The 26,596-nt window shown below is 50.2% G+C and carries 22 protein-coding genes; 12 read left to right on the top strand and 10 right to left on the bottom strand.

Annotation, left to right across the window (positions count from 1 at the left end; translation table 11 throughout):
* Positions 1 to 112: 112 nt before the first annotated feature.
* The 4 genes from fdnG to ABIB59_RS00175 all read left to right on the top strand — a co-directional run bounded on the left by fdnG (position 113) and on the right by ABIB59_RS00175 (position 5,815).
* Positions 113 to 3,163: a formate dehydrogenase-N subunit alpha gene (gene fdnG, locus ABIB59_RS00190; protein WP_354033591.1), complete on the top strand. Its 3,051-nt coding sequence runs from the start codon at positions 113 to 115 to the stop codon at positions 3,161 to 3,163.
* 12 nt (positions 3,164 to 3,175) lie between these two features.
* Positions 3,176 to 4,063, top strand: a complete 888-nt coding sequence (fdxH, locus tag ABIB59_RS00185) for a formate dehydrogenase subunit beta (RefSeq protein WP_354033589.1) — start codon at positions 3,176 to 3,178, stop codon at positions 4,061 to 4,063.
* The gene (gene fdnI, locus ABIB59_RS00180) at positions 4,056 to 4,709 is read left to right on the top strand and encodes a formate dehydrogenase-N subunit gamma (protein WP_041851485.1); all 654 of its coding nucleotides are present in this window, start codon (positions 4,056 to 4,058) and stop codon (positions 4,707 to 4,709) included. The genes fdxH and fdnI overlap by 8 nt, the downstream gene beginning before the upstream one ends.
* A 191-nt stretch (positions 4,710 to 4,900) precedes the next feature.
* Positions 4,901 to 5,815, top strand: coding sequence for an ATP-grasp fold amidoligase family protein (locus ABIB59_RS00175; protein WP_354033587.1), 915 nt, complete (start codon positions 4,901 to 4,903; stop codon positions 5,813 to 5,815).
* Between the two features lie 10 nt (positions 5,816 to 5,825).
* Here the strand turns inward: ABIB59_RS00175 and ABIB59_RS00170 are convergent, their stop codons facing one another.
* Positions 5,826 to 6,902, bottom strand: coding sequence for an ATP-binding protein (locus ABIB59_RS00170; RefSeq protein WP_354033585.1), 1,077 nt, complete (start codon positions 6,900 to 6,902; stop codon positions 5,826 to 5,828).
* Positions 6,899 to 7,603, bottom strand: a complete 705-nt coding sequence (locus tag ABIB59_RS00165) for a response regulator (RefSeq protein ID WP_041851482.1) — start codon at positions 7,601 to 7,603, stop codon at positions 6,899 to 6,901. Before ABIB59_RS00165 ends, ABIB59_RS00170 begins: the two co-directional genes overlap by 4 nt.
* 375 nt (positions 7,604 to 7,978) lie before the next feature.
* On the opposite strand from ABIB59_RS00165, the gene crrC reads away from it, so the two are divergent.
* Together crrC and ABIB59_RS00155 are read left to right on the top strand one after the other, a co-directional pair.
* Entirely contained in the window at positions 7,979 to 8,386 is a 408-nt protein-coding gene (gene crrC / locus ABIB59_RS00160) for a colistin resistant protein CrrC (RefSeq protein ID WP_041851481.1), read from the top strand.
* Positions 8,387 to 8,581: 195 nt separating this feature from the next.
* On the top strand, positions 8,582 to 11,698 hold the full coding sequence (locus tag ABIB59_RS00155; RefSeq protein ID WP_354033582.1) for a multidrug efflux RND transporter permease subunit: 3,117 nt from the start codon (positions 8,582 to 8,584) through the stop codon (positions 11,696 to 11,698).
* Positions 11,699 to 11,718: 20 nt separating this feature from the next.
* On the opposite strand, the gene ABIB59_RS00150 is transcribed toward ABIB59_RS00155, so the two are convergent.
* Together ABIB59_RS00150 and ABIB59_RS00145 are read right to left on the bottom strand one after the other, a co-directional pair.
* Complete coding sequence (locus tag ABIB59_RS00150; RefSeq protein ID WP_041851479.1) at positions 11,719 to 12,069, bottom strand: DUF1304 domain-containing protein; 351 nt, start codon at positions 12,067 to 12,069, stop codon at positions 11,719 to 11,721.
* Between the two features lie 127 nt (positions 12,070 to 12,196).
* Complete coding sequence (locus ABIB59_RS00145; RefSeq protein ID WP_107223133.1) at positions 12,197 to 12,802, bottom strand: glutathione S-transferase family protein; 606 nt, start codon at positions 12,800 to 12,802, stop codon at positions 12,197 to 12,199.
* A 285-nt stretch (positions 12,803 to 13,087) separates the two neighbouring features.
* Between ABIB59_RS00145 and ABIB59_RS00140 the strand changes: the two genes are divergently transcribed.
* Entirely contained in the window at positions 13,088 to 13,978 is an 891-nt protein-coding gene (locus ABIB59_RS00140) for a LysR substrate-binding domain-containing protein (protein ID WP_354033579.1), read from the top strand.
* 67 nt (positions 13,979 to 14,045) lie between these two features.
* Positions 14,046 to 14,744 carry an RluA family pseudouridine synthase gene (locus tag ABIB59_RS00135; RefSeq protein WP_354033578.1) on the top strand — a complete coding sequence of 233 codons (699 nt, stop codon included), beginning with the start codon at positions 14,046 to 14,048 and terminating at the stop codon, positions 14,742 to 14,744.
* Between the two features lie 84 nt (positions 14,745 to 14,828).
* On the opposite strand, the gene ABIB59_RS00130 is transcribed toward ABIB59_RS00135, so the two are convergent.
* Positions 14,829 to 15,368, bottom strand: coding sequence for a DUF2058 domain-containing protein (locus tag ABIB59_RS00130; protein WP_071195286.1), 540 nt, complete (start codon positions 15,366 to 15,368; stop codon positions 14,829 to 14,831).
* 326 nt (positions 15,369 to 15,694) lie between these two features.
* Here ABIB59_RS00130 and ABIB59_RS00125 point away from each other — a divergent pair, with 326 nt between their 5' ends.
* A complete protein-coding gene (locus tag ABIB59_RS00125) occupies positions 15,695 to 16,906 on the top strand; it encodes an MFS transporter (protein ID WP_354033577.1) in 1,212 nt (403 codons plus the stop codon).
* A 38-nt stretch (positions 16,907 to 16,944) separates the two neighbouring features.
* Complete coding sequence (locus ABIB59_RS00120) at positions 16,945 to 17,487, top strand: GNAT family N-acetyltransferase (RefSeq protein ID WP_132439485.1); 543 nt, start codon at positions 16,945 to 16,947, stop codon at positions 17,485 to 17,487.
* A 138-nt stretch (positions 17,488 to 17,625) separates the two neighbouring features.
* Here the strand turns inward: ABIB59_RS00120 and ABIB59_RS00115 are convergent, their stop codons facing one another.
* Positions 17,626 to 19,188: a methyl-accepting chemotaxis protein gene (locus tag ABIB59_RS00115; protein ID WP_041851472.1), complete on the bottom strand. Its 1,563-nt coding sequence runs from the start codon at positions 19,186 to 19,188 to the stop codon at positions 17,626 to 17,628.
* A 477-nt stretch (positions 19,189 to 19,665) separates the two neighbouring features.
* Positions 19,666 to 21,096: an EAL domain-containing protein gene (locus tag ABIB59_RS00110; protein ID WP_354033576.1), complete on the bottom strand. Its 1,431-nt coding sequence runs from the start codon at positions 21,094 to 21,096 to the stop codon at positions 19,666 to 19,668.
* A gap of 234 nt (positions 21,097 to 21,330) precedes the next feature.
* Between ABIB59_RS00110 and ABIB59_RS00105 the strand changes: the two genes are divergently transcribed.
* A complete protein-coding gene (locus tag ABIB59_RS00105) occupies positions 21,331 to 22,224 on the top strand; it encodes a PhzF family phenazine biosynthesis protein (RefSeq protein WP_079498016.1) in 894 nt (297 codons plus the stop codon).
* Between the two features lie 99 nt (positions 22,225 to 22,323).
* Here the strand turns inward: ABIB59_RS00105 and ABIB59_RS00100 are convergent, their stop codons facing one another.
* The 3 genes from ABIB59_RS00100 to ABIB59_RS00090 all read right to left on the bottom strand — a co-directional run bounded on the left by ABIB59_RS00100 (position 22,324) and on the right by ABIB59_RS00090 (position 24,017).
* A complete protein-coding gene (locus ABIB59_RS00100) occupies positions 22,324 to 22,569 on the bottom strand; it encodes a YmjA family protein (protein WP_079498014.1) in 246 nt (81 codons plus the stop codon).
* Between the two features lie 184 nt (positions 22,570 to 22,753).
* Complete coding sequence (locus ABIB59_RS00095; RefSeq protein WP_041851468.1) at positions 22,754 to 23,236, bottom strand: cold-shock protein; 483 nt, start codon at positions 23,234 to 23,236, stop codon at positions 22,754 to 22,756.
* A 223-nt stretch (positions 23,237 to 23,459) separates the two neighbouring features.
* Positions 23,460 to 24,017: a DcrB/PsbP domain-containing protein gene (locus ABIB59_RS00090; protein WP_354033573.1), complete on the bottom strand. Its 558-nt coding sequence runs from the start codon at positions 24,015 to 24,017 to the stop codon at positions 23,460 to 23,462.
* A 631-nt stretch (positions 24,018 to 24,648) separates the two neighbouring features.
* Here ABIB59_RS00090 and ABIB59_RS00085 point away from each other — a divergent pair.
* The gene (locus ABIB59_RS00085) at positions 24,649 to 26,484 is read left to right on the top strand and encodes a M48 family metallopeptidase (RefSeq protein ID WP_354033571.1); all 1,836 of its coding nucleotides are present in this window, start codon (positions 24,649 to 24,651) and stop codon (positions 26,482 to 26,484) included.
* The last annotated feature ends 112 nt before the right edge of the window (positions 26,485 to 26,596 follow it).

Here is a 26,596-nt window from a genome sequence, read left to right as displayed (position 1 = left end):
CAATCAAAAAATTGACCTGTATCAATAACCACATAAGAGTAATGGTTTCCCGCTTCGATTGACCCTATAATCTCCGTCCCTTTTCATGTCTTAAGTTTAAGCTGGAGGATACATGGAGCTCAGCCGGAGGCAGTTCTTTCGAATCTGCGCGGGCGGTATGGCAGGAACCACTGTTGCATCTCTCGGATTTTTATCATCTTTTTCCGTTCATGCGGAAACACGTCAATACAAACTCTTAAAAGCAAAAGAGACGCGTAATAACTGTACCTACTGCTCAGTCGGTTGCGGCATGCTGATGTACAGCCTTGGCGATACGGCCAAAAACGTTAAAGAAAGCATTTACCATATTGAAGGCGATCCGGATCACCCGGTAAGTCGGGGTTCATTGTGTCCGAAAGGGGCAGGCGTGCTGGACTATATTCACAGTGAAACGCGCCTGAAATACCCTGAATACCGTGCGCCAGGTTCGGATAAATGGGTGCGTATCAGTTGGGATGAGGCCATTAACCGCATTGCGCGGTTAATGAAAGATGACCGTGACGCGAACTTTATCGAAAAAAATGCGCAGGGGCAGACCGTCAACCGCTGGACCACCACCGGCATGCTCTGCTCCTCGGCGGCCAGTAATGAGACCGGCATTCTCGACGGCAAATTTACCCGCAGCCTGGGGATGGTCGCTATCGATTGCCAGGCGCGTCTGTGCCACGGGCCGACCGTCTCTGCGCTGGCACCCACCTTTGGCCGTGGTGCGATGACCAACAACTGGGTGGATATTAAAAATGCCAACGTGGTGCTGATCATGGGCGGCAACGCCGCTGAGGCTCACCCGGTGGGCTTTAAGTGGGTCGTTGAAGCACAAACGAAAAATGACGCCACCGTGGTGGTGGTCGATCCGCGCTTTAACCGCAGTGCCGCCGTGGCCGATCTCTATGCGCCCATCCGTGCGGGATCGGACACCGCGTTCCTGTTGGGCGTCATCCGTTATCTGCTGGAAAACGATCGTATTCAACACGACTACGTGCGCCATTACACCAACGCCAGCCTGCTTATCCGCGACGACTATCAGTTTGAAGATGGGGTGTTCAGCGGCTATGACGCGAAAAAACGCCAGTACGATAAATCGAGCTGGTTCTATCAGTTGGATGAAAAGGGCAACGCGCTGCGTGACGAGACGTTAAGCCATCCGCGCTGCGTCTGGAACCTGCTGAAAAAACACGTCGAACGCTACACGCCGGAAATGGTCAACCGCCTGTGCGGCACCTCACTGGCCGATTTCAACCGCATTTGCGAGATCCTTGCCAGCACCAGCGTGCCGGATCGCACCGCGACCATCCTCTATGCGCTGGGCTGGACACACCACAGCGCCGGGGCGCAAATCATCCGCGCCGCAGCCATGCTACAACTGCTGCTCGGGAATATCGGTATGGCGGGCGGCGGCGTCAACGCGCTACGCGGCCACTCCAACATTCAGGGTTATACCGACCTTGGCCTGCTGTCGACCAATCTTCCCGGCTACATGCCGCTGCCGTCGGAAAAACAGCCGGATTATCAGACCTATATTTCGCAAATCACCCCGCCTGCGCTGGGGGTGAACGAAGTGAACTACTGGCAAAACACACCGAAATTCTTTATCAGCATGATGAAAAGTTTCTGGGGCGAGCATGCGACGGCAGAGAATAACTGGGGTTATGACTGGCTGCCGAAGTGGGATCGCCTCTATGACGTGATGACCCAGGCCGAGCTGATGCTGGAAGGGAAGATTAACGGTTACATCGTGCAGGGCTTTAACCCGCTGGCGGCGTTTCCGGATAAAAACAAATCCTCCCGCGCGCTCTCAAAGCTGAAATACATGGTAGTGATTGACCCGCTGGTAACGGAATCGTCGAATTTCTGGCAGCACCACGGGGAGATGAATGACGTCAATCCTGCGGATATCCAAACGGAAATCTTCCGTCTGCCGTCATCCTGTTTTGCCGAAGAAAATGGTTCGATTGCCAACTCCGGGCGCTGGCTACAGTGGCACTGGGCGGCGGCGGAGCCACCAGGCGAAGCGTTGCACGACGGCAAGATCCTCGGGCGTTTGTTTATGCGCCTGCGTGAGCTTTATCAGCAGGAAGGGGGGGCAAACCCGGCACCGCTGATGAACATCAACTGGAATTATAAAGACCCGTACGATCCGCATCCGGAAGAGATTGCCCGTGAAGCGAACGGAATGGCGCTGGCCGATCTTTATGACGACAAGGGGCAACTGATTGCCAAAAAAGGCCAGCAGCTCAGCAGCTTTGCCCAGCTTCGTGATGACGGCACCACCAGCAGCTTTTGTTGGGTGTATTGCGGGTGCTGGACAGAGCAGGGCAACCAGATGGCCAACCGCGATAATAGCGATCCGTATGGCCTTGGCTGTACGCCGGGCTGGGCGTGGTCGTGGCCGGCGAACCGCCGTATCCTCTATAACCGCGCCTCTGCCGACCCGGCAGGGAAACCGTGGGACGCCAAACGTGCATTGCTGCACTGGGATGGCAAAAAGTGGAGCGGGATGGACGTGGCGGATTACAGCCAGGCCGCACCGGGCAGTCATGTCGGGCCGTTTATCATGAACCCGGAAGGGGTGGCGCGCCTGTTCTCCCTGGACAAAATGAACGACGGGCCGTTCCCGGAACATTACGAACCGATTGAGTCGCCGATTGGTACTAACCCGCTGCATCCGGCGGTGGTTTCCAGCCCGGTGGCGCGTATTTTCCATGATGATATCGCCAATATGGGCAAAGCGGACGCCTTCCCGTATGTCGCGACCACCTATTCCATTACCGAACTGTTCCGCCACTGGACCAAACACGCGCGTCTCAACGCCATCGCTCAGCCCGATCAGTTCATCGAAATTGGTGAAGCGCTGGCACAGAAAAAAGGCATTGCGGCAGGCGATACGGTGAAAGTGAGTTCGAAACGCGGCTTTATCAAAGCGAAAGCGGTGGTGACGAAACGTCTGCAGACGCTGACCATAGACGGTAAGCCAGTGGATACGATCGGCATACCCTGTCACTGGGGTTTTGAAGGGGCAACGCGCAAAGGCTTCCTTGCCAACACGCTGACGCCATCGGTCGGTGATGCCAACTCGCAAACGCCGGAGTACAAGGCGTTTTTGGTTAACATTGAGCGCGTGTAAAGGAGGGAACCTATGGCTATGCAATCACAAGATGTTATCAAGCGCTCCGCAACCAACGGGCTGACGCCGCCGCCTCAGGCGCGGGACTTCCGCGCGGAAGTGGCAAAACTTATCGATGTCAGCGTCTGTATTGGTTGTAAAGGCTGCCAGGTCGCCTGTTCTGAATGGAACGATATTCGCGACGAGGTGGGCTACTGCAACGGCGTGTATGACAACCCAACCGACCTGAGCGCGAAGTCCTGGACGGTAATGCGTTTTAGCGAAACCACGCAGAACGACAAACTGGAATGGCTTATTCGCAAAGATGGCTGTATGCACTGCGCGGATCCTGGCTGTCTTAAGGCCTGCCCGTCTGCCGGGGCGATCGTTCAGTACGCCAACGGGATTGTGGATTTTCAGTCCGAGCACTGTATTGGCTGCGGCTACTGCATTGCTGGCTGTCCGTTTAACATCCCACGGCTGAACCCGGACGATAACCGTGTCTATAAATGCACACTTTGCGTTGACCGGGTCAGCGTCGGCCAGGAACCGGCGTGCGTGAAAACGTGCCCGACCGGGGCGATTCAGTTTGGCACCAAACAAGAGATGCTGAACGTGGCCGAAAGCCGCGTGGAGCAGCTTAAAAAGCGCGGATACGACCACGCGGGCGTCTATAACCCGCAAGGCGTGGGTGGCACGCACGTGATGTATGTTCTGCATCATGCGGACCAGCCTGCGCTGTATCACAACCTGCCAAACGACCCGCAGATTTCCACACCGGTCAATTTATGGAAAGGCGTTCTCAAGCCGCTCTCCGCTGCCGGGTTTATCGCCACCTTTGCCGGGCTGATTTACCACTATGTGGGAATAGGGCCGAACAAAGAGACGGATGACGACGAAGAGGAGAAGGGACATGAGTAAAAGCAAAATGATCCTGCGCACAAAGTTTATTGACCGCGCCTGTCACTGGACGGTGGTGATCAGTTTCTTTCTGGTGTCACTTTCCGGCATCGCGCTCTTTTTCCCCACCCTGCAATGGTTAACCGAAACCTTCGGGACGCCGCAGGTAGGGCGCATTTTGCATCCCTTCTTCGGCGTACTGATTTTCGTTCTGCTGATGTTTATGTTTGTCCGTTTTGTGCATCACAACATTCCTGATAAGCAGGATATCCCGTGGCTTAAAGGGATTATTGAGGTACTGAAAGGTAACGAGCATAAAGTGGCGGATGTCGGGAAATATAACGCCGGGCAGAAGATGATGTTCTGGAGCATCATGAGCCTGATTTTTGTGCTGCTGATCACCGGCGTTATTATCTGGCGACCCTATTTTGCCCATTATTTCTCCATCACCTTTGTGCGCTGGAGTTTATTAATCCACGCGACGGCCGCGATTGTGCTGATTCACGCCATTCTGATCCATATGTATATGGCGTTCTGGGTGAAAGGCTCGATTAAAGGCATGATTGAAGGCAAAGTCAGCCGCCGCTGGGCGAAGAAGCATCACCCGCGCTGGTATCGTGACGTTGAAGCGGCCGAAAATAAGGCGCAAGAGGGTAAATCTTTATAATGTCATGGCGACCACTGCGCTGCGGTGGTCGCTGTTGTAAGGCATTGCGTTTGACCTCAGAAAACCCGCAGGTTTTGGCATTTAAATAGACAAGTATGATTTATCCCCGCGTGCTCCATACTCTCTCCATTAACTGAACAATATAAATCAATCATCCTCCGACACAATATCGACTGTGCCCAGGAGGAACCATGAATAAACTTAATTACATTCTCAAATACGCTGAATATTTAATCCGAAAAAGCAGGGTGTTTGTTACTACGGATCTTTACTTTCATACAGCCGCGCTCAACAAACTTTCCGAACGCCCGTCAAACCTGATGAAGCCGGTGACATTGAGTGAGAAAATTTGTCATCGCCTGGTATTTGATCGCAACCCTCTTTATACATTACTGGCGGATAAACTCGCCGTTAGAGAATATGTCCATGCCAGAACCAAACGGGTTAAAACCATCCCCTTGATTGGCGTCTATCACAGTGTGGAAGATATTGACTTTAGCCAGTTACCCGAACGCTTTGTGTTAAAATGCAATCATGACAGTGGAAGTGCGGTAATTTGTACCGATAAAGGCAGATTTGAGCCTGCGAAAGCATTAAATAAATTAAAACTAGCCCTCAATAAAAACATGTATTACACCACCAGAGAATGGCAGTACAAATCTATAACACCGGTTATTCTCTGCGAAGAGTATATCGATATTTTTTCTGGGGCAGTGAAAAAACAGACGCCTGAAATGTTAAGAATACACTGCTTTCATGGTGTGGCTTGTTTTGTTGAAGCCGATTTTACCGATGAAAACGGCAATGAGTACATTAATGTTTATGACAGATCATGGAAGCTACAACCTTTCCAGATGGAATACCCAAACACACCTGATGTCGTTGAGGAGCCAACATTATTCTATAACGCTATTATTGCGGCTCAGGAACTGGCAGGAGAGATTGACTATGGTCGTGTCGATTTGATGCTGCAAGGGGATGAAATCTATTTTAGTGAAATAACATTAAGCCCCAGGCGCGGGAAGCTAAAGATCACACCTGCAAGCTGGAACGTAAAATTAGGGGAGATGTGGGATCTGACGCTGTGTAAAAACAGGCTCAATTGAGCCTGCGCGGTTATTTTTGGTCCTGGCTCACCGGCCACGACAGTGTAAAAATTGAGTGATTTTCTGGTGTCAGGGTGTAAGTTGCATTCCCGCCGTGGGCGAGCATGATCGCTCTGACCACCGATAATCCTAAGCCACACCCCTCAGGGTGACTCTTTCTTGCATATTCTCCACGTTGAAAAGGCTGAAATAAGAGACTGTGGAGTTCCTCAGGAATGCCAGGGCCGCTGTCTTCAACGAGGATGACGTTCTCTTTCCCGACAATGCCATTTTTTACCCGTAGCGATCGTGATGATGAGTATTTTAAGGCATTATCAAAAAGCACGGTCAGGCATTGCATAATGCGCATAGGGTCACAGAAACAGCGCTGGTGCTCAAGTTCGGTTGCGATAGTAAACTCTTCGCGCTGAAATTCCGGCGAAAAGTTATCCAGCACACTGCTAATCGTTACCTCAAGATCGGTCTCACTGAGGGTTAGCGTATATCCGGCTCCGCCGTAAGAACTAACAACCCGCAGATCTTCGATTAAATGCGCCAGGCCTTCGGTTTGCTTAAGCAGGTTTTGGAACAGTACGGGCGCGGGCTCGAACACACCGTCAACCAGTCCTTGCAGCCGTCCTCGCAGAATAGTCACCGGGGTTCTAAGTTCATGAGCGATGGCCGAATTCCATAAGTTGCGTTGAATATCCAGTGTCTGCAGTTTTTCTGCCATTTCGTTGAAATCATTGACCAGATTATTCATCTCTCCCAACTGAGAGCTCGTACAGGTTGCCCTTGCGTCAAGATTGCCCTGTGAAATCTGTTTCAGGCTATACGCTACCGCATTTAGCGGCGTCAAAATTCTTGAAGAGAGTTTCACCGTAAAGAAGAGAGAAACGACCAGACTGGTCAGCGAAGCAATCATGATCCACAGCCAGTCCACCAGGGTCATCTCATCTTCATTTCCTGTCAGGGCACCCCCCGGCAGATAGTAAATTAAGAAACTATAAAATAAATAAGAGCCCAGGATGGCGATAGCAATAATGATGAAGGTGAGCGACAGCATATAGGTCAATATTTGACGACTAAGAATAGGGTCTTTTTTCATTTATTCTCACCCAGGCGGTAACCCAGCCCTCTGATACTCTCCGGGATCCCTTTGAGCCCCGCATTCTCAAGCTTTTTGCGCAGCTTACTCATGTGGCTGTCCACGGTTCTGTCCAGTGAATCACCTTCTGGCAGGCAGGCATCAAGTAACTCTTCGCGTGAGCATACCTTACGCGGATTTCGCGCCAGATAGGTGAGAAGTTTAAATTCCGTCGTCGTCAACACCGGCGTGACGACCTCATCCGTGACGGTTATCTCAACATAAAAATCATCAGGATAAATGGTCAGGCAAGGCGTTCTTATCGGCCTTGTATTTGCAACCTCTGTGTTTACTTTGGTTCTGCGTAGTACAGCTTCAACCCGTGCAATAACCTCCGAAGGGTTAAACGGTTTTATCACATAATCGTCAGCCCCGAGCCGCAGCCCCATCAGTTTATCGATATCCTGATCAAGTGCCGTCACCATGATAACCGGTACGTTACTCTCTTTGCGCAAGGTTGTAAGAACATTCCATCCGTCATAAACAGGCAGATGGATATCAAGTAAGATGAGGTCTGGTTTGTGCAGGCGAGTAAAATTAATTGCCTGCTCACCATCCCTGGCCCGGAAGGTTTTCATACCCGCGCGTTGCAAATAGCTTATTAGTATGTCGGCAATTTCATCGTCGTCTTCAGCGACAATGATCAGGTTATCGTTGTTCATTTTATCTTCCATCAGTACCGATGATAGAAATTACTCTATCTTAAAAGATCTTATGTCGTAATTGTTTAAAGGTTATTGAATACAATATGCGTAAAGTTTGCATGTCTGATATTACTCCCTGCTAAGAACAATCTGACAACCACGGTTCGAAAAAGTTTCATTTTCATGTCTTTTTCCGAAAGATCTAGAGCATGTGAGGGCCTCTCCATACTGGCTACACAATCCCGAAATAAACAATCAACAATCTGATGCAATCATTTTCATCTGGAGAAACCCGGCCAGACGCCGATTGCTATTCATTTCAAGATTTATAACGTCTAAAGCCAGCGCTTTATGCGTAATTTATGCGTGCCAGATTGTGTCAGGGAAAACAGTATGAAAGACATTGAACGTATTTTTCAAAAGGTAATTTGGGACTCTTTTTTATTTTTTCTGGTGTCATGCATATTACTCTTTCCGTGGTTGTTTGTCGCGCACGCTATTGAAGAAAAAACGGATGTAGCGGTCATCTCATTGCCCCTTGCGTTTGCGTGTGTCGTTATCGCTTTTTTCTTTTTTATCATCCAGAAGAAACCGGGGGCATTAAAGGAGCTAGCCGTCATAACGTTCTATGTCATTGTTGTCTTTATTTATACTATTCTGGTGTTCAATTTACTTCTCAATATCATGCCGGGTCTGGATGATTTTATATTTTATTATGGGTGTTTTTTGAGCATCTTTTTCTTCGGTACGCCAGTGTACTTATTGATGCGGATGATTTGGACTTTTTTCACAATGAAATAATGGAGTGAGAGATAAAAGTAGAACAATGTCTGGCTCCACACTCTTTCCATAAACCTGCCATACGTGGTCAATATCAACTTCTTATCATTGGCATTCATTTTTCGCAGATGACTTTGCGCCGGGTAGCCTGGAGCAGGCTAGTGAGCCGTTTTATTTTTTTATGAACGTTATGTCAGTTGACTGGAATTATTTCTGATGCCGCATTTTTTTATTGAAAGACCCATTTTGGCCTGGGTGGTCGCGCTGTTCATTGTGCTGACCGGCATATTGTCCATCCCCCGACTGCCCGTCGCGCAATATCCGGCGGTCGCACCGCCTGGTATTATCATCTCGCTCAGTTATCCCGGCGCCAGCCCGGATGTCATGAACACCTCTGTCGTTTCGCTTATTGAACGCGAGATCTCAGGGGTGGATAACTTACTCTATTTTGAATCGTCCAGTGATACCACCGGCATGGCTTCGATCACCGTAACGTTCAGGCCAGGTACAGACATTAAACTCGCCCAGATGGACCTGCAAAACCAGATAAAGATTGTGGAGCCGCGTTTACCGCAGGCTGTGCGGCAAAATGGTATTAACGTTGAGGCCGCTAATTCCGGGTTTCTGATGATGGTGGGTTTAAAATCCCCCACCGGCGAATATCAGGAAGCGGATTTAAGCGACTATTTCGCCAGAAATTTGACCGATGAACTGCGACGTGTGCCGGGCGTGGGGAAAGTCCAGCTCTTTGGCGGTGAAAAAGCGCTGCGAATCTGGCTTGATCCCATGAAATTACACAGTTACGGGCTCTCTGTTACGGACGTACTCACCGCCGTGAGTCAGCAAAACGTGATTGTTTCACCTGGCAGAACGGGAGACGAGCCTGCGGTCACGGGTCAGACCGTTACCTATCCGATCACCGTCAGAGGGCAACTTACCTCGGTTGAGGCGTTTCGTAATATCACCCTTAAATCGGCGGTCTCCGGAGCGCGTCTGACACTGGCCGATATTGCCCGCGTTGAATCCGGGTTACAAAGCTATACCTTTGGTATACGTGAAAACGGTGTACCCGCAACGGCGGCCGCTATCCAGCTTTCGCCCGGTGCAAATGCTATCAACACGGCGTCCGGTGTCCGTGCGCGGCTGGCTGAGCTGTCAGGTGTACTGCCTGAGGGAATGGAATTTACGGTTCCTTTTGATACGGCACCTTTCGTTAAACTTTCCATAATGAAGGTGGTGGAGACATTCGTTGAAGCGATGGTTCTGGTCTTCCTCGTTATGCTGCTTTTCCTGCATAAAATCCGCTGTACGCTGATTCCTGCCATCGTGGCACCCGTGGCGCTGCTGGGCACCTTTACGGTGATGCTATTAAGCGGTTATTCCATCAACATTCTGACCATGTTTGGTATGGTGCTGGCTATCGGCATTATCGTTGATGACGCCATTGTCGTGGTCGAGAACGTCGAACGCCTGATGGAAGAAAAGGGGCTCTCCCCGAAGGAAGCTACGCGGCAAGCTATGCATGAAATCACGCCCGCAATCATTGGTATTACCCTGGTGCTTACGGCGGTATTTATCCCGATGGCGTTTGCCGGAGGGTCTGTCGGAATTATTTATCGGCAGTTCTGTATCTCTATGGCAGTGTCTATTTTACTGTCCGCCTTTCTGGCCCTGACGCTCACGCCAGCACTCTGCGCAACGATATTAAAGCCCCATCATCATGCCTCCCGCAAAGGCCGCGCGTTTTCCGCGTGGTTCAACGGTCGGTTTCATGTGCTTACTGCGTTTTACGCATCCGGCCTCGGATTTGCTCTGAAACGGACCGGACGGATGATGGTGCTCTATGCCGCGCTGTGCATGGCGCTTTTTTTGGGGCTCTCTTCATTGCCGTCGTCGTTTTTACCGGATGAAGATCAAGGCTACTTTATGTCGTCAATCCAGCTTCCCTCAGACGCGACGATGCAGCGTACGCTCAAGGTGGTTCAAAAATTTGAAGAGGAAATCGCCAGCCAACCGGCGATTGAAAGCAACATCATGATCCTCGGCTTTGGTTTTTCGGGCTCTGGTCAGAACTCGGCGATGGCTTTCACCACACTCAAGGACTGGAAACACCGTGAAGGAACAAGCGCACAGGATGAAGCTGACCATATCCAATCAAGAATGGAGAGTGTGTCCGACGCGGTAACCATGAGTCTGCTTCCTCCGGCTATTTCTGATATGGGGACCTCATCCGGGTTCACTTATTATGTGCAAGACCGGGGAGGGAAGGGATATCAGGCGCTAAAAAAGGCAGCGGATGATCTCGTCCAGCGCGCTAATAAGAACCCGTATTTGAGCGATGTCTATATTGATGGCCTGCCGGAGGGATCAACACTTGCCCTTAACATTGACAGGGAAAAAGCCGAAGCCATGGGGGTCTCGTTTGATGAAATCAATCAAACCCTTTCTGTCGCAACGGGGTCAAACTATGTCAATGATTACATCAATAATGGGCGGGTTCAGCAGGTCATTGTTCAGGCTGATGCGCCGTTCCGTATGCAGCCTGAACAGCTATTGCATTTATCGGTTAAAAACCGCCAGGGGGAGATGCTGCCAGTGTCCACGTTTGTGACGCTTGCCTGGCATGTCGCGCCGCAGCAATTGAATCGCTACCAGGGTTATCCTGCCATTCGAATTACCGGAAGTGCATCCTCTGGTGAATCTACAGGCACCGCAATGGCGGCAATGGAGGAACTTGCAAAAAACTTACCGTCGGGTTTTGCGGGCGAGTGGGCAGGCAGTTCATTACAGGAAAAGGCCTCTGCATCGCAGCTTCCGGGGCTCATTGTACTGTCGATGCTAGTGGTATTTATGGTGCTTGCCGCGCTTTATGAAAGCTGGTCTGTTCCCTTCGCGGTTATGCTGGTTGTTCCGCTGGGGCTGCTCGGCGCCGTGCTGGCGGTCATCGTCGCACAGATGACGAACGACGTCTTTTTTAAAGTCGGTCTGATAACCCTGATTGGGCTCTCCGCCAAGAACGCCATTCTGATCATTGAATTTGCGAGACAATTAATGCACCAGGGCAAAAACGTCATCGAAGCGACCCTCATCGCTTCCGGACAGCGTTTGCGCCCGATACTCATGACCTCTTTAGCGTTCACACTGGGCGTGGTGCCCCTGATGCTTGCCAAAGGGGCAAGTGATAGCACGCAACATGCCATTGGGACAGGGGTGTTTGGCGGGATGATCAGTGCAACGTTACTCGCTGTTTTCTTTGTTCCCGTCTTTTTCGTCGTGATTGTCCGCTTTCTTGAAACGCGAAACCTGGAACACAAGAAGACCCGGAACGATTAATCTCCGCCCTCGTTCGTCATTTATTGCATCAATAGCGCTACCATCGCGATAAGCGCCGGTAGCGCCTGAACATAGAGGATTTTCTTGCTGGCGGTTGCCGCGCCAAACACCCCGGCGATCAACACGCATGCCAGGAAGAAAAGCTTGACCTGAAACCCGGCATCGCCCAGCCATAACCCCCACAGTAAACCGGCGGCTAAAAAGCCGTTATACAGCCCCTGATTGGCGGCCAGCACGCGGGTGTCGCGGGCAAAATCGGCGCTCAGGTTAAACGCCTTGCGGCCGGTTTTGGTATCCCACAAAAACATTTCGAGAACCAGAATGTAGACATGGATCGCGGCGACAAGCGCGATGAGGATAGTTGCTAACACAAGAAACCTTAACGGATAAGAGCAGGGTATCTGGAGTATAGATAACGGCATAAAAAAACGAAGAAAAATCACTGCGTTTTAACGGGCGGATGCGGGTTAATGAATCATGTCATTCACCCGCCCCGTTTTAGCATAAGGGATATTTTTTAAAGGCGGGTAACGCCTCACAGGAACGGGCAAGTGATGCAATGTTTTTAAACTCGTCGGCCAGCACCATATTCGGGATCATCGATTGAATAAAGGTCCACACCACCGTGCTGGTGACGGTAACTTGATCGGGGCGCCGGGCGGCAGCGCGGCCTGCCAGCAGCGTGTCCCACTCCCGGCAGGCGGCTAACAATTGCTGGGTCACGCGCGCGACCCACGGCTGATGCTGCTTTTCTTCCGGTCTGAGATTGTGCTCGTAAATGTTTTGCACCGCTTTTTCACAGGCGGCAAGCGCCACCCCCAGCAGACGAAGATCCTGTGCCAGCGCGCCAGGCTCCGCAGGGAGTAATTTCTGGTCTGCGCCTGCCTGGGCCTCGAAATAATGCAAAATAAGAGATGAGTCCATTAACTGCACGCCGTTATCCAGCAGCAGTGTTGGCGCTTTGACGACCGGGTTAATGTGGGCGAACGCCTCAAATGAGCGAAAAACTGACAGCGGCATACTTTCAAATTCGATGCCATAGAGCTCCAGGGATACCGCAACACGCCTGACGTAAGGCGAGTCCATCATGCCAATGAGTTTCATCGTAACTCCTGCCCCTACATAGCAATAGCCATTAAGTGATTGACCGCGACACCTGCCCCGGTAACGAAAACAGAGAGACCTTACCGTAAATCGTCGTGGGCGAATATCACGGGTTTCTAACCTTATGTGTTAGTGTTTCTAACATCTTGCGCGGTTATCGCTCAGCCTGTAGACGGCGTTAAAATTAACGGGCATAACACCATGCTGGGTTATCAGTGGCCGCTGTAATAACGCCAGTTGGGTAGTAACGTTAACCTGGTGGCCCCTGTGTTTGAGGAAAGCACTATGTCGGATTTCCCCCCTATCGCCAGCCTGCGAAGCTTTGAGGCGGTTGCACGCCTGGGTAGCGTGACGCTGGCAGCAAAAGAGATGAACGTGACCCATTCCGCCATCAGCCAGCAAATCAAAATCCTTGAGGCGCTGGTTGGCGTAAAACTGTTTATCCGTCACGGGCGCGGGGTGCAGATTAACGAAGAGGGGCGGCTCTATGCGCTACAGATACGCGAGGCGTTGAACCACATCTCGGAGGCCACCCGGCTGGTACAGGTAAAGCCGCGCACGATGGAACTGACGCTGGCGACGGTGCCGTCTTTTGGCAATCACTGGTTGCTGCCGCGCCTGATGCGCTTTCGCGAAAAATATCCCCTGATTTCATTACGTTTGCAGGCCAGCCTGACGGTCACCAGCCTGCAACAGGAGGGCATCGATATTGCTATCCGTATGGGGCAGGGCGACTGGGAAGGCATGGAGAGCCGCTTTCTTTTTTCTGATGAGCTGATTGTCGTTGCGGCACCTGGCTACAACAAGGGCAACTTACCCGCCACACCGCAAGAGGTGGCGAAGAGTGCCATTATCTTTTCGACGGAGTCGTGGAAAAGCTGGTGTCTGAATGCCGGGCTGGAAAAAGAGATTGTGCCCGCGGGATTGCGCATCAACGATTCGAACCTGGTCCTTGAAGCCGTGCGGCTGGGACGTGGTATTGCGCTGGAACGCCGTTCTCTGGTCCGGGACGCTATCGCGCGGGGTGAGCTGGTACAGATAACGGCGTTCACAGCGCCGTATCCCTGGCACTACTGGCTGGTGACCTCTCCACAGGCAGAGAAAGCGCGGGAAATCTCGCTTTTCATCGCCTGGCTTGATGAAGAGATCGCCCTGTGGCGCGAACAGGTGCAGTAAAGCCCGAATTCGCCAGGCGGCGGAGAATTCGCTATCATCCGCTCTCACTTTTTTGCCGGGCAGCCTGATGTCTGAGATTATCGATACCTTTATTGCCCCGCCGTGCCATGACGAGATAGAGATCCTCTGGCAGGACGAACATCTGGTGCTCATCAATAAACCCGCCGGGCTGCTCAGCCTCTCCGGGAAAAACCCGCAAAACCTCGACTCGGTGCATCACCGGCTGGTTAACATATTCCCCGGCTGTACCCTGGTCCACCGCCTGGATTTCGGCACCTCCGGGTTGATGGTGGTGGCACGCAACAAAGCGATAAATGCCGCGATTTGCCACCAGTTCTGCCAGCGCACGGTAAGCAAGGTCTACACCGCGTTGCTGTGTGGGCATCTGGCCGATGACGACGGAGTGATCGACGCACCGATCGGCAAAGATCCGGCGCTCTTTCCGCTGATGTCGATTTGCGCTGCACACGGCAAACCGGCACGCTCCCGCTATCGGGTCGTGGAACGTTTTTATCAGCAAGGGGAAGACGGGGCGTTACTGCCTCTGACGCGGGTTGCACTCATCCCGGAGACCGGGCGCACCCATCAGTTGCGCATTCACTGCCAGCACCTGGGTCATCCGATTCTGGGCTGCGATCTATATGGTGGCCTGACGCTACCGGGCACGGCGCGAACACCACGACTGATGTTGCACGCCAGCGAACTGCATTTTGTGCATCCGGTCAGCGCAGCGCCGATAAACGCCTGCCACGCCAGCCCGTTCTGAACAGGAAAGATCCGGATGAGGCGCCGGGAGGATGCCCGGCGCGCTACATAAGTGCGGTGGGAAAGCGGTACTAAACGTTGCGGATTACCACATCAAATCATCAGGAATTTTGAAATCGGCGTACGGATCGTCTTCGTCCTGCACGTCTTCGCTTAGCGCGCTGTTTAAGACAATGTAACTCTCATCGCGCTGGGCAATTTTATCCGCAACGACGGCGGGGATGATCGCGTATTCGCTGTCGCCGTTGCTGTTGGTCACCAGACGCGCGATGGCGAGACGGCCATTGATCAGTTGTGTCTGCGTTGCCTTATCCACAACGACCTTTTTGATAAGGTTATTGTCGGTGAAGTTGAAATCGATATTGCCTTTGGCAATCACAATCCGGTTCATCTCAATAAGCTGCTTCACCTGCGCTTTATACTCTTTTGATAATGCCGCCTGCTTTTGTTGCTCGCTCAGTTGCTTATCGCGCTCGATCTGGGCTTTTTTATTCTCTTCTACCGCCTCTCTTGCCTCACGAGCCTGAACGCGTGATTTCTTGGCCGTTCTCTGGACTTTGGCCATCTTCTTGCTGGTCACTAAGCCTGCTTTCAGCATCTGCTCTTGTAAGGTGAGTTTTGTCATCGTCGTTTCTAACCTGGTAAAGAATTTGCGTGATTATAACGATAATTGTCGCGGATGTAACAGGTGCGCCCGCGCCCGCGACGTTACGCGCCCTAAACCAGACGCTGACATAAAAAGCCCAGCGGAATCAATTGTTACATTTATGTATCATGCTACTGACTTGAAAAATCGCTACTCTCTCTTCTTGTGAGTATTACGCGACACGCAGGTTTTTAACCTGCTGATTTTAAAATGGAATGCGTGAAGGGCCGCGTGCAAACAACGGCACATATTCCCGTTCTGTGAATGCGAGACCATCGCTGGATTGCCACGTAAGAAGAGGTTGCATGTCTTTACGATCGCTACAGGCACTGTGTTTAGTGAATTTTTTCATGGCGGATGTCAGGGACGGTCTTGGCCCTTTTTTAGGGATCTTCCTCACTGAACATCACTGGCAAACCGACAGCATTGGCTGGATGATGACGCTTGGTGGTCTGGCAGGGCTGCTTGCCACGATGCCCTCCGGGCTGGTTGCTGATGCGTCACGGCATAAGCGGGCAATTCTTATTACCTGCGGTCTGCTTATCACCGCCGCGACGCTGCTGCTCTGGGTATTCCCGACACTCTATATCGTCGGCTTTTCTCAGCTCGTCACGGGCGTGTCTGCGGCTTTTATTGCCCCTTTGCTGACTGGCATCACGCTTGGGTTAACCGGCTCATCCGGCTTTAACCATCAAATGGGCAGAAACGAGGCGTTTAACCACGGCGGAAATATGAGCGCCGCAATACTGGCGGGTGTGCTGGTCTTCTACTTTGGCACAGATGCCGTGTTCATTTTGATGACCGGTATGGCGATTTGCGCCACGATGGCGGTGTTTGCTATTCGCCATGAGGATATAGATAACCGCGTCGCTCGTGGATTAAGCGGCAGCGCGGATCCTGCGGCGCTTCCCAAATTGTCCGTTATTATCACGCACCCTGCGGTCATCACCCTCGGGGTCACGCTGCTGCTTTTTCATCTGGCTAACGCCGCGCTGTTGCCGATGCTCAGTATGCGCGTGGCATCGGCGCCGGGCGGGGAGATAAGCGCGGGTGTGTATGCGGCGGCGACGGTTGTCATTTCACAACTGGTGATGATCCCCGTAGCCTTATTCGCGGCGGCCAGAGCGGAAAAATATGGCTACCCGCTACTGATTGCGGCGGCATTAATAGTGCTGCCGCTGCGTGCGGCGCTGGCCTGCACCTCAGCCGACCCGCTCTTTATGATACCGGTGCAGATTATGGATGGCGTGGCGGCAGGCCTTCTGGGTGTGGCGGTTCCGGGCTACATCGTCAAGTTGCTGGAAGGCAGCGGCCATACCAACGCCGGGCAGAGCTTTGTCATGCTGTTGCAGGGGGCTGGTGCGGCATTCAGTCCGGGCCTTGCGGGTACCATTGCGGCAAAATACTCCTACAGCGTGGCCTTTGCGGTGCTGGGGGCAATTGCGTTACTGGCGCTGTTTATCTGGACTCTGCGCCGCTTTTTTTATGGAACCCGCGAAGAGCGACAATCTTATTGAGTCGGCGCGAAAGGGAAAATAATGAACAGGGGAGTGAAATGATTTTAACGACCAAGCCAGGGCTTATTATTCGGCGTTTTCACCGTAAAGACGCGGCGGCGTTTTTTGCGTATATGGCATCGCCGCGTGTGCCCTGTTTTTATGATGAGAAAATGCGTTCCCTGGCAGAAGCCGAAGAAGAGGTGGCCAAACGCGCCAGCGATGAGAGCCAGTTCGCCGTCTGTCTTAAAGAAAGTGACGCGCTTGTGGGACATCTTTTTGCCGATAACAGCGGCGAGCCCGATCCGCATACATGGAGTGTAGGCTGGCACTTCAACCCGCAGTATGAAGGGCAGGGATTTGCCACCGCGTCGGTGAGCGCGCTGTTTACTTATCTGTTTACACATAAAGAGGCCCGACGCCTGTATGCCTATGTGGAAGACTATAATCTGCCGTCGCAAAAACTCTGTGCCCGTCTGCATATGCGACAGGAAGGCTGCTTTAAGGAGTTTGTCTCGTTCACAGATGAACAGGGCGAAGAACGGTACGACTCTACGTTTGTCTATGCGCTGCTTAAAAAAGAGTGGCAAGCAAGGGGCTGAGGTCGCGATGTCGTCTGACAGTGCGCTGGCTCAACTGTCACGTTTCCTTCGCGATAAATAAGACAATCCGGTAACCATGTTAATGTATTACCGGATTGTCTGGTCATTAACTATAAATAACAGATGTTATACGGGCATTCAGGCCATTTTAAATACACTGACCAGATCTTTAAGCACTCTGGCCTGTTCATTAAGCATTTCTGATGCTGCCACAGACTCTTCAACCAGGGCCGCATTTTGCTGGGTCGTGGTATCAATCTGACCGATGGCGATATTAATTTGGTGCACCCCTTCGCTTTGTTCCAGGCTCGCCTGTTCGATCTCTTTAAGTATATTTGAGACGCTATCGACGTTTTGCACCAGACCATCCATTTTGCCGCTCACCTGGCGCACCATATCCAGGCCGCGGGAACTTTGCTGCATGGAATTTTCAATCAGAGAACGAATATCTTTTGATGAATTTGCGGTTTTTTGCGCGAGAACGCGAACTTCCTGGGCAACGACCGCAAATCCTTTTCCGTGTTCACCTGCGCGGGCGGCTTCGACCGCTGCGTTAAGTGCCAGAATATTGGTCTGGAAAGCAATAGAGTCGATCAGACTAATAATGTCAGACATTTTGTCCGCTGAATTAGTGATATTGTGGATCTCGTGGGTGAGAGATGACATTAACTTTTCATTATCTTTGGCCGTGATGCTGGCATTTTCTGAAAGGAGGGAAGCATTCGCCGTATTACTGCCGGTATTTTTCACCGTTACGGAAATTTGCTCCATTGACGCGGCGGTTTGTTCTACAGAGCTGGCTTGTTCCTCCGTTCGCGCTGACAAATCCCGCGTGCCAGCCATGATTTGAGAGGCACCCGTCGCGATATTTTCCGCACCACTGCGAATTTCCGTCACGATTTTTCGTAATTCTTGCTGCATATGGGCAATAGCCCCTGTCAGAATTCCCGTTTCATCTTTAGAGGTGATGACAATATCGGTACCCAGATCGCCCTCTGCAATACGGGTTGCTGCGCTTACAGCATGATTGATAGGGCGGACAATAGCACGTGAAATCAGAATAGCCATGATGATACCAAGGGCCAAACAGATCAGTGAAACAACGATCATGGTCGCCTTGCTCACGGCATAGTCACCGAGAAAACCCGTATAGGATGTCTGCATTTCATTACGTTGCAAATCGATAAATTCCATTATTTTCCCCTGATACTGACTTTCATAAGCGCGGGTGTGAGTGGTGTACTCACTGACGGCGGCCTCAGGATCGGTTTTAAGATTTTTTATCACTAAAGCGCGTGACTGAATGTAAGCTGAGCGAAATTCAGATATCTTATTTAATAATAATTGTGAGGGTTCATCGTCTGCTTTTTCCTTTAGCTGTTCATATAACGCCGTTACGTCTTTACTTTTAGCATTCAATGCCTGCAAAAGCTGATCTTTTCTCTCTGGTTCTTTCTCTATAATTGCGTTAAGTAATAACGTTGTCGCGTTATTGACCTCTCTTATGACATTATTGCCAAGGGCAGTCGTCGGATAGTCTTCCGTTACGATCTTGGATATTTTATCTTTAGCTTCATTAAGCCTGAATAGAGAGTTTGCTGAAATAAAAACCATCAAAAGCAATATCACACTAAACGCCAGTAATATTTTATTTTTGATACTTAAACCTTGTGTTTGACTGTTGGTCTTAACTTTTTTCATTATTCTTTCCTTGTTAAATTTGAAGTTATGCCTCTCTGCTCCTGCAGAGGGCATTTAATACACATCGGCATAAAGCTGATTATGCTTAGCTATTGATCGTTAAAAACTAAAAAAATTAAATTATTGATAGTTTATGTCTATTGGAGTTAATTCGATTGATCGATGGAATGTTGCATAAATTTAATGCAACAAATTTATTGAACGATTTGTGCTATTATTCGCAATCTGTATTGAAAAGGAGGAAGTTGGCTTTTAACCGCCGAATTGCTAAGGGAATTTAAAAAGAGGCGATCATGATTAAGTGATGGTATGGTTCCAGCAGATAAAAAGATGACGCAATGGACATAAGCGATTCTTCACTAATCGCAGTCGATCTGATAGCGCATTGGCCTGCGTTTCGTGCTTTTCCCTCTCTTTTCTGAAATTACCTTATAAAACGCTTCTGTCAGGCGAAGCGGCTACCGCCGCCATTATCTGTCACGCCTGATCATTATTATCAGCCAGATGTGGTGGAAAATAAACATCAGCGACATCCGGATTATCGCTGGCAACGTGTGTATTACTTTGCTCACAAAATAATAAGAACTCATCTAAAGGCATCGGCTTTGCATAAAGGTAGCCTTGTTGCAGATCGCACCCCATTTTAAAAACGGTGTCAGCCATGGTTTGTGTTTCAATACCCTCGACGACGATGTTCATACCAACATCGTTTGCAATCTCGATGATTTTTTCTATAATCACTCTATTTTTTAAACTATGGTCAATACCTTTTAATAAATGCTTATCGATTTTTACTTCACTGAATGGCATTTCATTTAAGATATTTAATGAAGAGTAACCAGAGCCTAAGTCGTCAAGTGACCATAACGCGCCTTTGCGGGCGATATCATTCATGACATTTAATATGTACTTCTTATCATAAATAAAAGCACCTTCTGTGATTTCAAATTTAATACTTTTGAAGCTAAGCTTGTTTTTATTGAGAATGCTGCCTAATGTGTCGGGGAATTCAGCATCCATCAACTGTATGGGGCTTATGTTTACAGAAACAGTAATGTCTTTTATCTTATCTTTTATCGCGTGGATATCATTGCTCACGCGCTCTAAAATCCAATAGCCGATTGGTAAAATTAATCCGGATGCCTCAGCAATCGGGATGAAATAATCTGGTGGTATAAACCCTCTGACGGGATGTTTCCAGCGCAGTAAGGCTTCTGCTGAAACCACTTTTCCCTGGCGATTGATTTGTGGCTGATAGTAGACAGAAAGTTGGTTTGTTTTTATCGCTTTCGATAACGCATAGGTGAGATACTTCTCGTTAGTGTAATCACCCCGGAAGATGATTAATATCCCAAAAATAAGCGCAACAGAAGTAAAATAGTTTATGAAAACACCTGTGGTCATGATGTGTTCGGGAGGATGAAGTAACTCGCTGGTGAAGGAGATATCTGACACCGCGTAGATCAAATAGAATGCAAAGGCAATAAAGGGCATCACTGTTTTTACATAGAACCGCTCATGCCTGAGAAATAAAGCCCCGCCAACTGCGTATACCAACAGGTAAGAGTGGGATGAGCGGGGTATGGCGTCAAGCGGATAATCTGTCAAAGGGATCAAAATGCATACAATCAATATCATGTGAGAAAATATAAGCGTGTTTTTCTGTGTGATCCCACTTAATGCCATCTTAATGGCATAAAACCCAACAAGAATAACAGATAAACATAATGCGGAGATATACGGTTTGCCAGCAAATAGATATGCCGTGCTCCATGTCGCACCGCCTGTCAAACAGATAATACCGGTCAGAAAAAGTAAGAAATATTGCCGTCTTGTATGATTACAGCGGGGTAGTTTTTGAATGTAAGATTCAAAAAAAGAAACAGATGAACTCACTAATGTATGCATGCGATCCCCTGAAATATTTTATAATTGAGAAATGCTCATTTTCAGTGCAGACCATGGTAAATACGGATTAAGGGTTTTCTCGTCTCGTTTTTCATATCTGATTCCTTTTTTAAAAAGAGGCAGCGATTGAGTCTACTATACATGATATTTTTTATGCTAATGAAACTGGCAGGTGTGCTGACCGCTAAATTGTGATACTCGTGGTTAAGTACCTCATTGAATTCAGGGCAGAGAATGAAAAGACGTTATGTCATCGCAGATGTTTTTACGGATACCCCGTTTGTTGGCAACCCCGTCGCCGTCGTTTTAGATGCACAGGGGATGAGCACCGGGCAAATGCAACAGATTGCCGCCGAGTTCGGCTACAGCGAAACGACGTTTGTACTGCCGCCCGCCGACAGGGCAAACACGGCGCATGTGCGCATTTTTACCCCCACGCGGGAAATTCCTTTCGCCGGGCATCCCAATGTCGGCACTGCCTTTGTGCTGGCAAGCTACGCGGCGGCGAACGGCGAGACACTGCCTGAGATATTGCAGTTTGAAGAAGCGGCGGGTCTGGTACCCGTTCGTCTGCTCAAAAACAACGGCGTGGTGAGCGGGGCCGAACTACGGGTGCCGGAGCCGTTATCCTGCCGTTCTGAAGTGCGCCCGGAGCAGGTCGCCGCCTGTCTGTCGCTGGAGGCAGACTGCATCAGCACGGCTGTGCATCAGCCGCTGGTGGCCTCGGTGGGGCTGCCATTTCTGATTGTGGCGCTCGCCTCCCGCGACGCGCTACGCCGCTGCGTACCAAATTTACAAGGTTTCCGGGCTGTTCTGCCACTGGACGGCGCAGTCTCCATTTATGCCTATACCCTGGACACAACACAGGAAGAGGACTGTGATTTGCAGGCGCGGATGTTTACGCCGCGGATGACCGAAGACCCGGCGACAGGCAGTGCGACGGCTGCAGTGACGGCGCTGCTGGCGTCGCTTAATGCTAAGACGACGCTCTCTTTGCGCGTAAGGCAGGGTGTGGATATGGGGCGTGCCAGCCTGCTGTTGGCAGAGTATGACGCCTCGCAGGGCACACCGGTTGTGCGGGTGGGCGGCAGCAGTGTGATCACGATGGAAGGGACGTTGACGCTGTGAGGTCATATCCGCCTGGCATGAGTGCGCCAGGCAGGCGCTAAGCGAGAAGGGGGACAGTCACCACAGGCTGCCGCCTTCCCGATACAGACTGATGGGGCGTTACTCGTTGCCCCATTGATTGAGGAAATTCGCGACGTCATCGATACGCTTTTCACTGATACCGGCTTCGCGGGCCATCTCTTGCTGCGCTTCTTCGCTGATCTCTTCGTTATTCATTAAGCGGGTGATCAGCAACTGGAAATAGTGTGCCAGGGGATCGCGCTCTGACTCGCTCACCGGCTTCTCGCTTTCCGACGAATACTCATCCACGATGTCATAAAATTTAAGCGGTATTTCGTTGTTCATAAGTCTTTCCCTAAGGTCTGAGCCAGTTGATGCTGCCGATGTGGTTTAGATAATAGCAGTCTTATTTTACTGCCCGAGGGAAAATTGCCGGATTAATACGGCAACATCCAGGAGGGCAGAAAATCGTGCCAACAGGCGGCGAATGGACCGCGCACAAGGTCGGCACAGGGTCAGCCTGATGATGTCAGACTTTGAGCATTTTTACCGTGGCTTCAACGTCAATTTCATCTTCCGAGAAGATTAATGTCGTGCCCTGGAAGGTGGTGATCGCCAGTTTTTTTACCGAGCGCATTTCGCCTGGTTTCTGCGCGGATTTCGGCTTGATGTTGTTCATCAGAAGCCCCACCGACAGCACCGCATTTTCTTTATCGATCCCGGTTTCAACTGGCACTTCTTCGCTGAACACCACGAAAGACTTGATCGAGGCGAGTTTCAGGCGCTCACCTGCAATATAAATGTACTTGCTTTCCGGGATAACTTTGACCGCATACGCGGACAAGCCTTTGTTGTTGGTGGTCGGTTCGAAGGTCACTGCGGCATCTTTCTTGATAAGATCAGGGTTGGCGACCTTAATCACATGAAAGTACCGGTTTTCGCCGTTTTCATCTTTGATAAATCCAAAACCTTTATCTTTAAACCACGTTGTGATTGTTCCGTTCATCGCCATTACCGCCTGATTAATCGTTTATCTACTCAATTTTTGCAGCGCGCAGTGTAAAGCACAATGCCCGCGCAGACTACGTCTTTGGATTAAGTGTGAGTGATAAAGTTGGGGGATGTCGAGGTGATGCGCTAAAGCCTGCGAGTGTGCACGTTCGGTTACCTTGTTCCTCCGGGAAGAGGGGGAGGGGAACTGACGCCCCCGGGCCTTCCCGGGCGCGCCTGTCAAATCATTTGCCGAGAATATTGTTTACCGCTGCGATGTGACCCGGCTTATCTTTCTGGTTCGAAATGACCTGAATAATGGTGAATTTTTTGTTGGCGACAGCAATTAAGGTTGCCTGAAACACGTCAGTACCGTCCATATTGCTGGTGGCCTCAATGTGATAAACCTTCAATCCCTTCACGTTCTCCGTTTTTTCACTGACAACCTTATAAGAGGGAGAGGATTGCTTCTGCTGATCTTTTATGGATTTCAGGCCCGTGAGAAAATCATCCTCACTGGCAGCACGGGCCGCCAACGGGATGTCTTCTTCGCCAATAATGAGCACACGTTTAGCCTGTTTATTGACATACATTTTCCCAGGCGCACCGCCAGGAACAGGCTGAACCTCATAGCCCTGTAATTGGAATTCCTGCTTTCCATCCAGAAGAGAGATTGTTTCAGTCGTAGCGGCCTTTTGTTCCGTCGTCTGCACTTCGGCGGCTGATGCCAAATTAACTGTACAACCCAGCGTTACGGTAAAGAATATTGCGGCTGACAGGTTAGATATATTCTTTAACTTCATTGTGAGCTCCTCATGGTGTTATTTCCTTTTTTTGAAAATGCAGGGGTTACAGCGTAGAAGCTAAGTAAGCAGGCAGCAAGGCGGGATAGCATATTCCATTTCGAATTCCTTTTTTATGCCCGATAATGCGGGCAAAACCACACAAATAATGGGTGGGAACATAAAGGCAGAGTCTCCTTATCCTTATTGATATGAAAAATAATAATGCAAATTACGAATTATCCTATTGCACACGAGTAGGCGCCGTTGATCAAGGGGGATTTATTACTTGTTGTTTTTATTGGAGTTAATATAGTTTATCGCATGAATTATCCCTGCGCTTACTCAGCAATGTCACGATTAAACAAGATATTTTCCTGATTTTTTCAGAGGCCTTAATTTAATACAGCAACCATTGTTCCCATCCCAAACTTAAATTGCTGCTGAAAATAACTTTGCCGTTTCCATTACTAACAAAGGTAGGTTTACAATCAGAATCTACCATTTGTAAAATAGTGTAAGCATAGCAAGAGGGCACTTTCCTCTTTAACTTGTACAGTAAACTCCTTCCGGTAGTTTCCGCGAAAGCAGTTTTTCCCCATTACAAACAGTGGATGAGTTAATAACGTTGAAAAGCATAACGGAATTGAAAATGGGTTATACAAAAGTACTCTTTTGGTTACTGTTAACCCTGTTTCTTATACCAGCGATCACATTAGGTTTTGCTGAGTACGGGAATAGATCACTCAATCAGGAATACACGCAATTCTTTATTGAGGATGCACAAAAACAACACCAGGATGCCGGGAAACTTGCCGGGTTCCTGCAAGAGAATCCACCTTCAAGCGTTTGCGGCCCGGTTAGCGAAGATCTGCTCAACTATAAAAAGGCGGTCTGCGCACCGGGTTCTGAACTCTGGCAGTTCTACATGATGGACAACGTTGCATCCTGGACGTTGATTGCCGGCTGTTTTGTACTGCTGATGATCGTGCTATTCAGCGCGCTGGCCTTTAGAAACCGTAAGTGCCAGTTGTTAAGCCTGATGCTGGCACGGCCATTCCTGATGTTAGCAGGTTCACTTGAAGTGATTGTTCAAGGGGCTATGCTGGTCTGGCTCTCTTTCTGGGGAACCGCCTTCTTCACGCAAACCTACTATCCAAAACTGGTTATATTAGTCGGATTGATGGTGCTGGCGGGTATCTACTACATCATCAAAGGCATCTTTAAAAAGCTCCCGCCTGAGGAGAATATCGAAGGCGAAGTCGTGAGCCGCGAAGCCGCCCCTGCACTGTGGTCACGGATTGATGCGCTGGCTGCCAGAGTAGGAACAACCCCGCCGGACCATGTTATTGCTGGTATCGACACCAATTTCTACGTAACAGAAGCACCGCTGCGCGTTAATGACCATCTGCTAAAGGGCCGCAAACTCTATGTCAGTATTCCGCTGTTGCGCCAACTGACGCTTGCGCAGGCTGATGGCGTCATGGTTCATGAACTGACTCACCTGCATGAAGGCGACACGGCATCGGGCGCGTTACTGGGGCCGAAGCTCCACCGTTTCGATCTCTATATTGCCCTGATGAGCGAGAATGTGGCCACGCTCATTGTCTACTATCCGCTGTATTTGTATCGCATGCTGTTTGAACTGGCATGGCAACGCAACAGCCGTGAACGTGAGTTCGTTGCCGATAGCAATGCCTCCGCGCTCATTTCACCTGCCGCGATCATCGAATCCCTGATCAAAATTTCAGCGTATGCGAGTTATCGCTATGAAGTTGAGAGGGATCTGTTTGCCAATAACGCGCTGCATGAGAGTGAACTGGGGATCCGCAAAACCATCGCCGCCGGTTTGCCTGCACATGTTAATTCGCCCGGTTTTATCAGTGCCATGCGTGAACATAATGTGCCGCATCCCTTTGATTCACACCCACCGCTGACTGAGAGGATGCGTAACGTTGGTTTTTCCGTCGAAGAAACCGCCTATGCTGCGGTGGCAGCGGAACTCCCGACGGAGAGTTGGGTTGATTTAATGCCCGTTGCCGACAACATCGAACAGCAGCTTTGGCAGAAATATGAGCGTGATTTCTCGTCTACGCATGAAGAGAGCCTGGCCTGGCGCTATCAGCCCACGGGAGAGGAAGAGACCGCGCTGGTCCTTAAGTATTTCCCGAATGTTCCCTTTACGCTGAAAGACGGTTCGCAGGTTGAAATCACCTGGCAGGGCATTGTGTTGCCGAAAACGGCTGAACTGCTGGACTGGGATAATGTTAAAAATATCAACGTCCTCAGAAACTTTGGCCGGGATACCCTGCACGTACAACATGTGCAGCCGAACGCCCACGGCAAAAAACGCAGCAAAATTCCTCTGCCGGGCCTGAAGAAAGAGATTGAGAGATTCAAGCAAGTGCTGGCCTGGTACTGGCACCGCCATCAGACGGTACGGTCGCTGCTGCAACAACCCGAAACGGTGACTCAGCACGACGCATAAATAAGCAGTGGCTCAACCCTGTGACAGGGGTTGAGCTACAACTTTTATTCATCATTATTAATGAGCTTTTCGCTGCGTGATTAGGCAAGGCTGTCATGGGAAAAGCTGAGCC

The organism is Citrobacter sp. UYEF32 (assembly GCF_040546205.1).
Lineage (GTDB): Bacteria > Pseudomonadota > Gammaproteobacteria > Enterobacterales > Enterobacteriaceae > Phytobacter > Phytobacter diazotrophicus.
This window is presented reverse-complemented; position numbering and strand designations above follow the sequence as displayed.

Coding starts and splice junctions, on each gene's coding strand:
- ABIB59_RS00140 (WP_354033579.1), top strand. CDS start 13,088: ATGTCGGATTTCCCCCCTATCGCCAGCCTGCGAAGCTTTGAGGCGGTT.
- ABIB59_RS00120 (WP_132439485.1), top strand. CDS start 16,945: ATGATTTTAACGACCAAGCCAGGGCTTATTATTCGGCGTTTTCACCGT.
- ABIB59_RS00170 (WP_354033585.1), bottom strand. CDS start 6,902: ATGAAAAAAGACCCTATTCTTAGTCGTCAAATATTGACCTATATGCTG.
- fdxH (WP_354033589.1), top strand. CDS start 3,176: ATGGCTATGCAATCACAAGATGTTATCAAGCGCTCCGCAACCAACGGG.
- crrC (WP_041851481.1), top strand. CDS start 7,979: ATGAAAGACATTGAACGTATTTTTCAAAAGGTAATTTGGGACTCTTTT.
- ABIB59_RS00105 (WP_079498016.1), top strand. CDS start 21,331: ATGAAAAGACGTTATGTCATCGCAGATGTTTTTACGGATACCCCGTTT.
- ABIB59_RS00175 (WP_354033587.1), top strand. CDS start 4,901: ATGAATAAACTTAATTACATTCTCAAATACGCTGAATATTTAATCCGA.
- ABIB59_RS00130 (WP_071195286.1), bottom strand. CDS start 15,368: ATGACAAAACTCACCTTACAAGAGCAGATGCTGAAAGCAGGCTTAGTG.
- ABIB59_RS00085 (WP_354033571.1), top strand. CDS start 24,649: ATGGGTTATACAAAAGTACTCTTTTGGTTACTGTTAACCCTGTTTCTT.
- ABIB59_RS00155 (WP_354033582.1), top strand. CDS start 8,582: ATGCCGCATTTTTTTATTGAAAGACCCATTTTGGCCTGGGTGGTCGCG.
- fdnI (WP_041851485.1), top strand. CDS start 4,056: ATGAGTAAAAGCAAAATGATCCTGCGCACAAAGTTTATTGACCGCGCC.
- ABIB59_RS00145 (WP_107223133.1), bottom strand. CDS start 12,802: ATGAAACTCATTGGCATGATGGACTCGCCTTACGTCAGGCGTGTTGCG.
- ABIB59_RS00090 (WP_354033573.1), bottom strand. CDS start 24,017: ATGAAGTTAAAGAATATATCTAACCTGTCAGCCGCAATATTCTTTACC.
- ABIB59_RS00135 (WP_354033578.1), top strand. CDS start 14,046: ATGTCTGAGATTATCGATACCTTTATTGCCCCGCCGTGCCATGACGAG.
- ABIB59_RS00165 (WP_041851482.1), bottom strand. CDS start 7,603: ATGAACAACGATAACCTGATCATTGTCGCTGAAGACGACGATGAAATT.
- ABIB59_RS00110 (WP_354033576.1), bottom strand. CDS start 21,096: ATGCATACATTAGTGAGTTCATCTGTTTCTTTTTTTGAATCTTACATT.
- ABIB59_RS00095 (WP_041851468.1), bottom strand. CDS start 23,236: ATGGCGATGAACGGAACAATCACAACGTGGTTTAAAGATAAAGGTTTT.
- ABIB59_RS00115 (WP_041851472.1), bottom strand. CDS start 19,188: ATGAAAAAAGTTAAGACCAACAGTCAAACACAAGGTTTAAGTATCAAA.
- fdnG (WP_354033591.1), top strand. CDS start 113: ATGGAGCTCAGCCGGAGGCAGTTCTTTCGAATCTGCGCGGGCGGTATG.
- ABIB59_RS00125 (WP_354033577.1), top strand. CDS start 15,695: ATGTCTTTACGATCGCTACAGGCACTGTGTTTAGTGAATTTTTTCATG.
- ABIB59_RS00100 (WP_079498014.1), bottom strand. CDS start 22,569: ATGAACAACGAAATACCGCTTAAATTTTATGACATCGTGGATGAGTAT.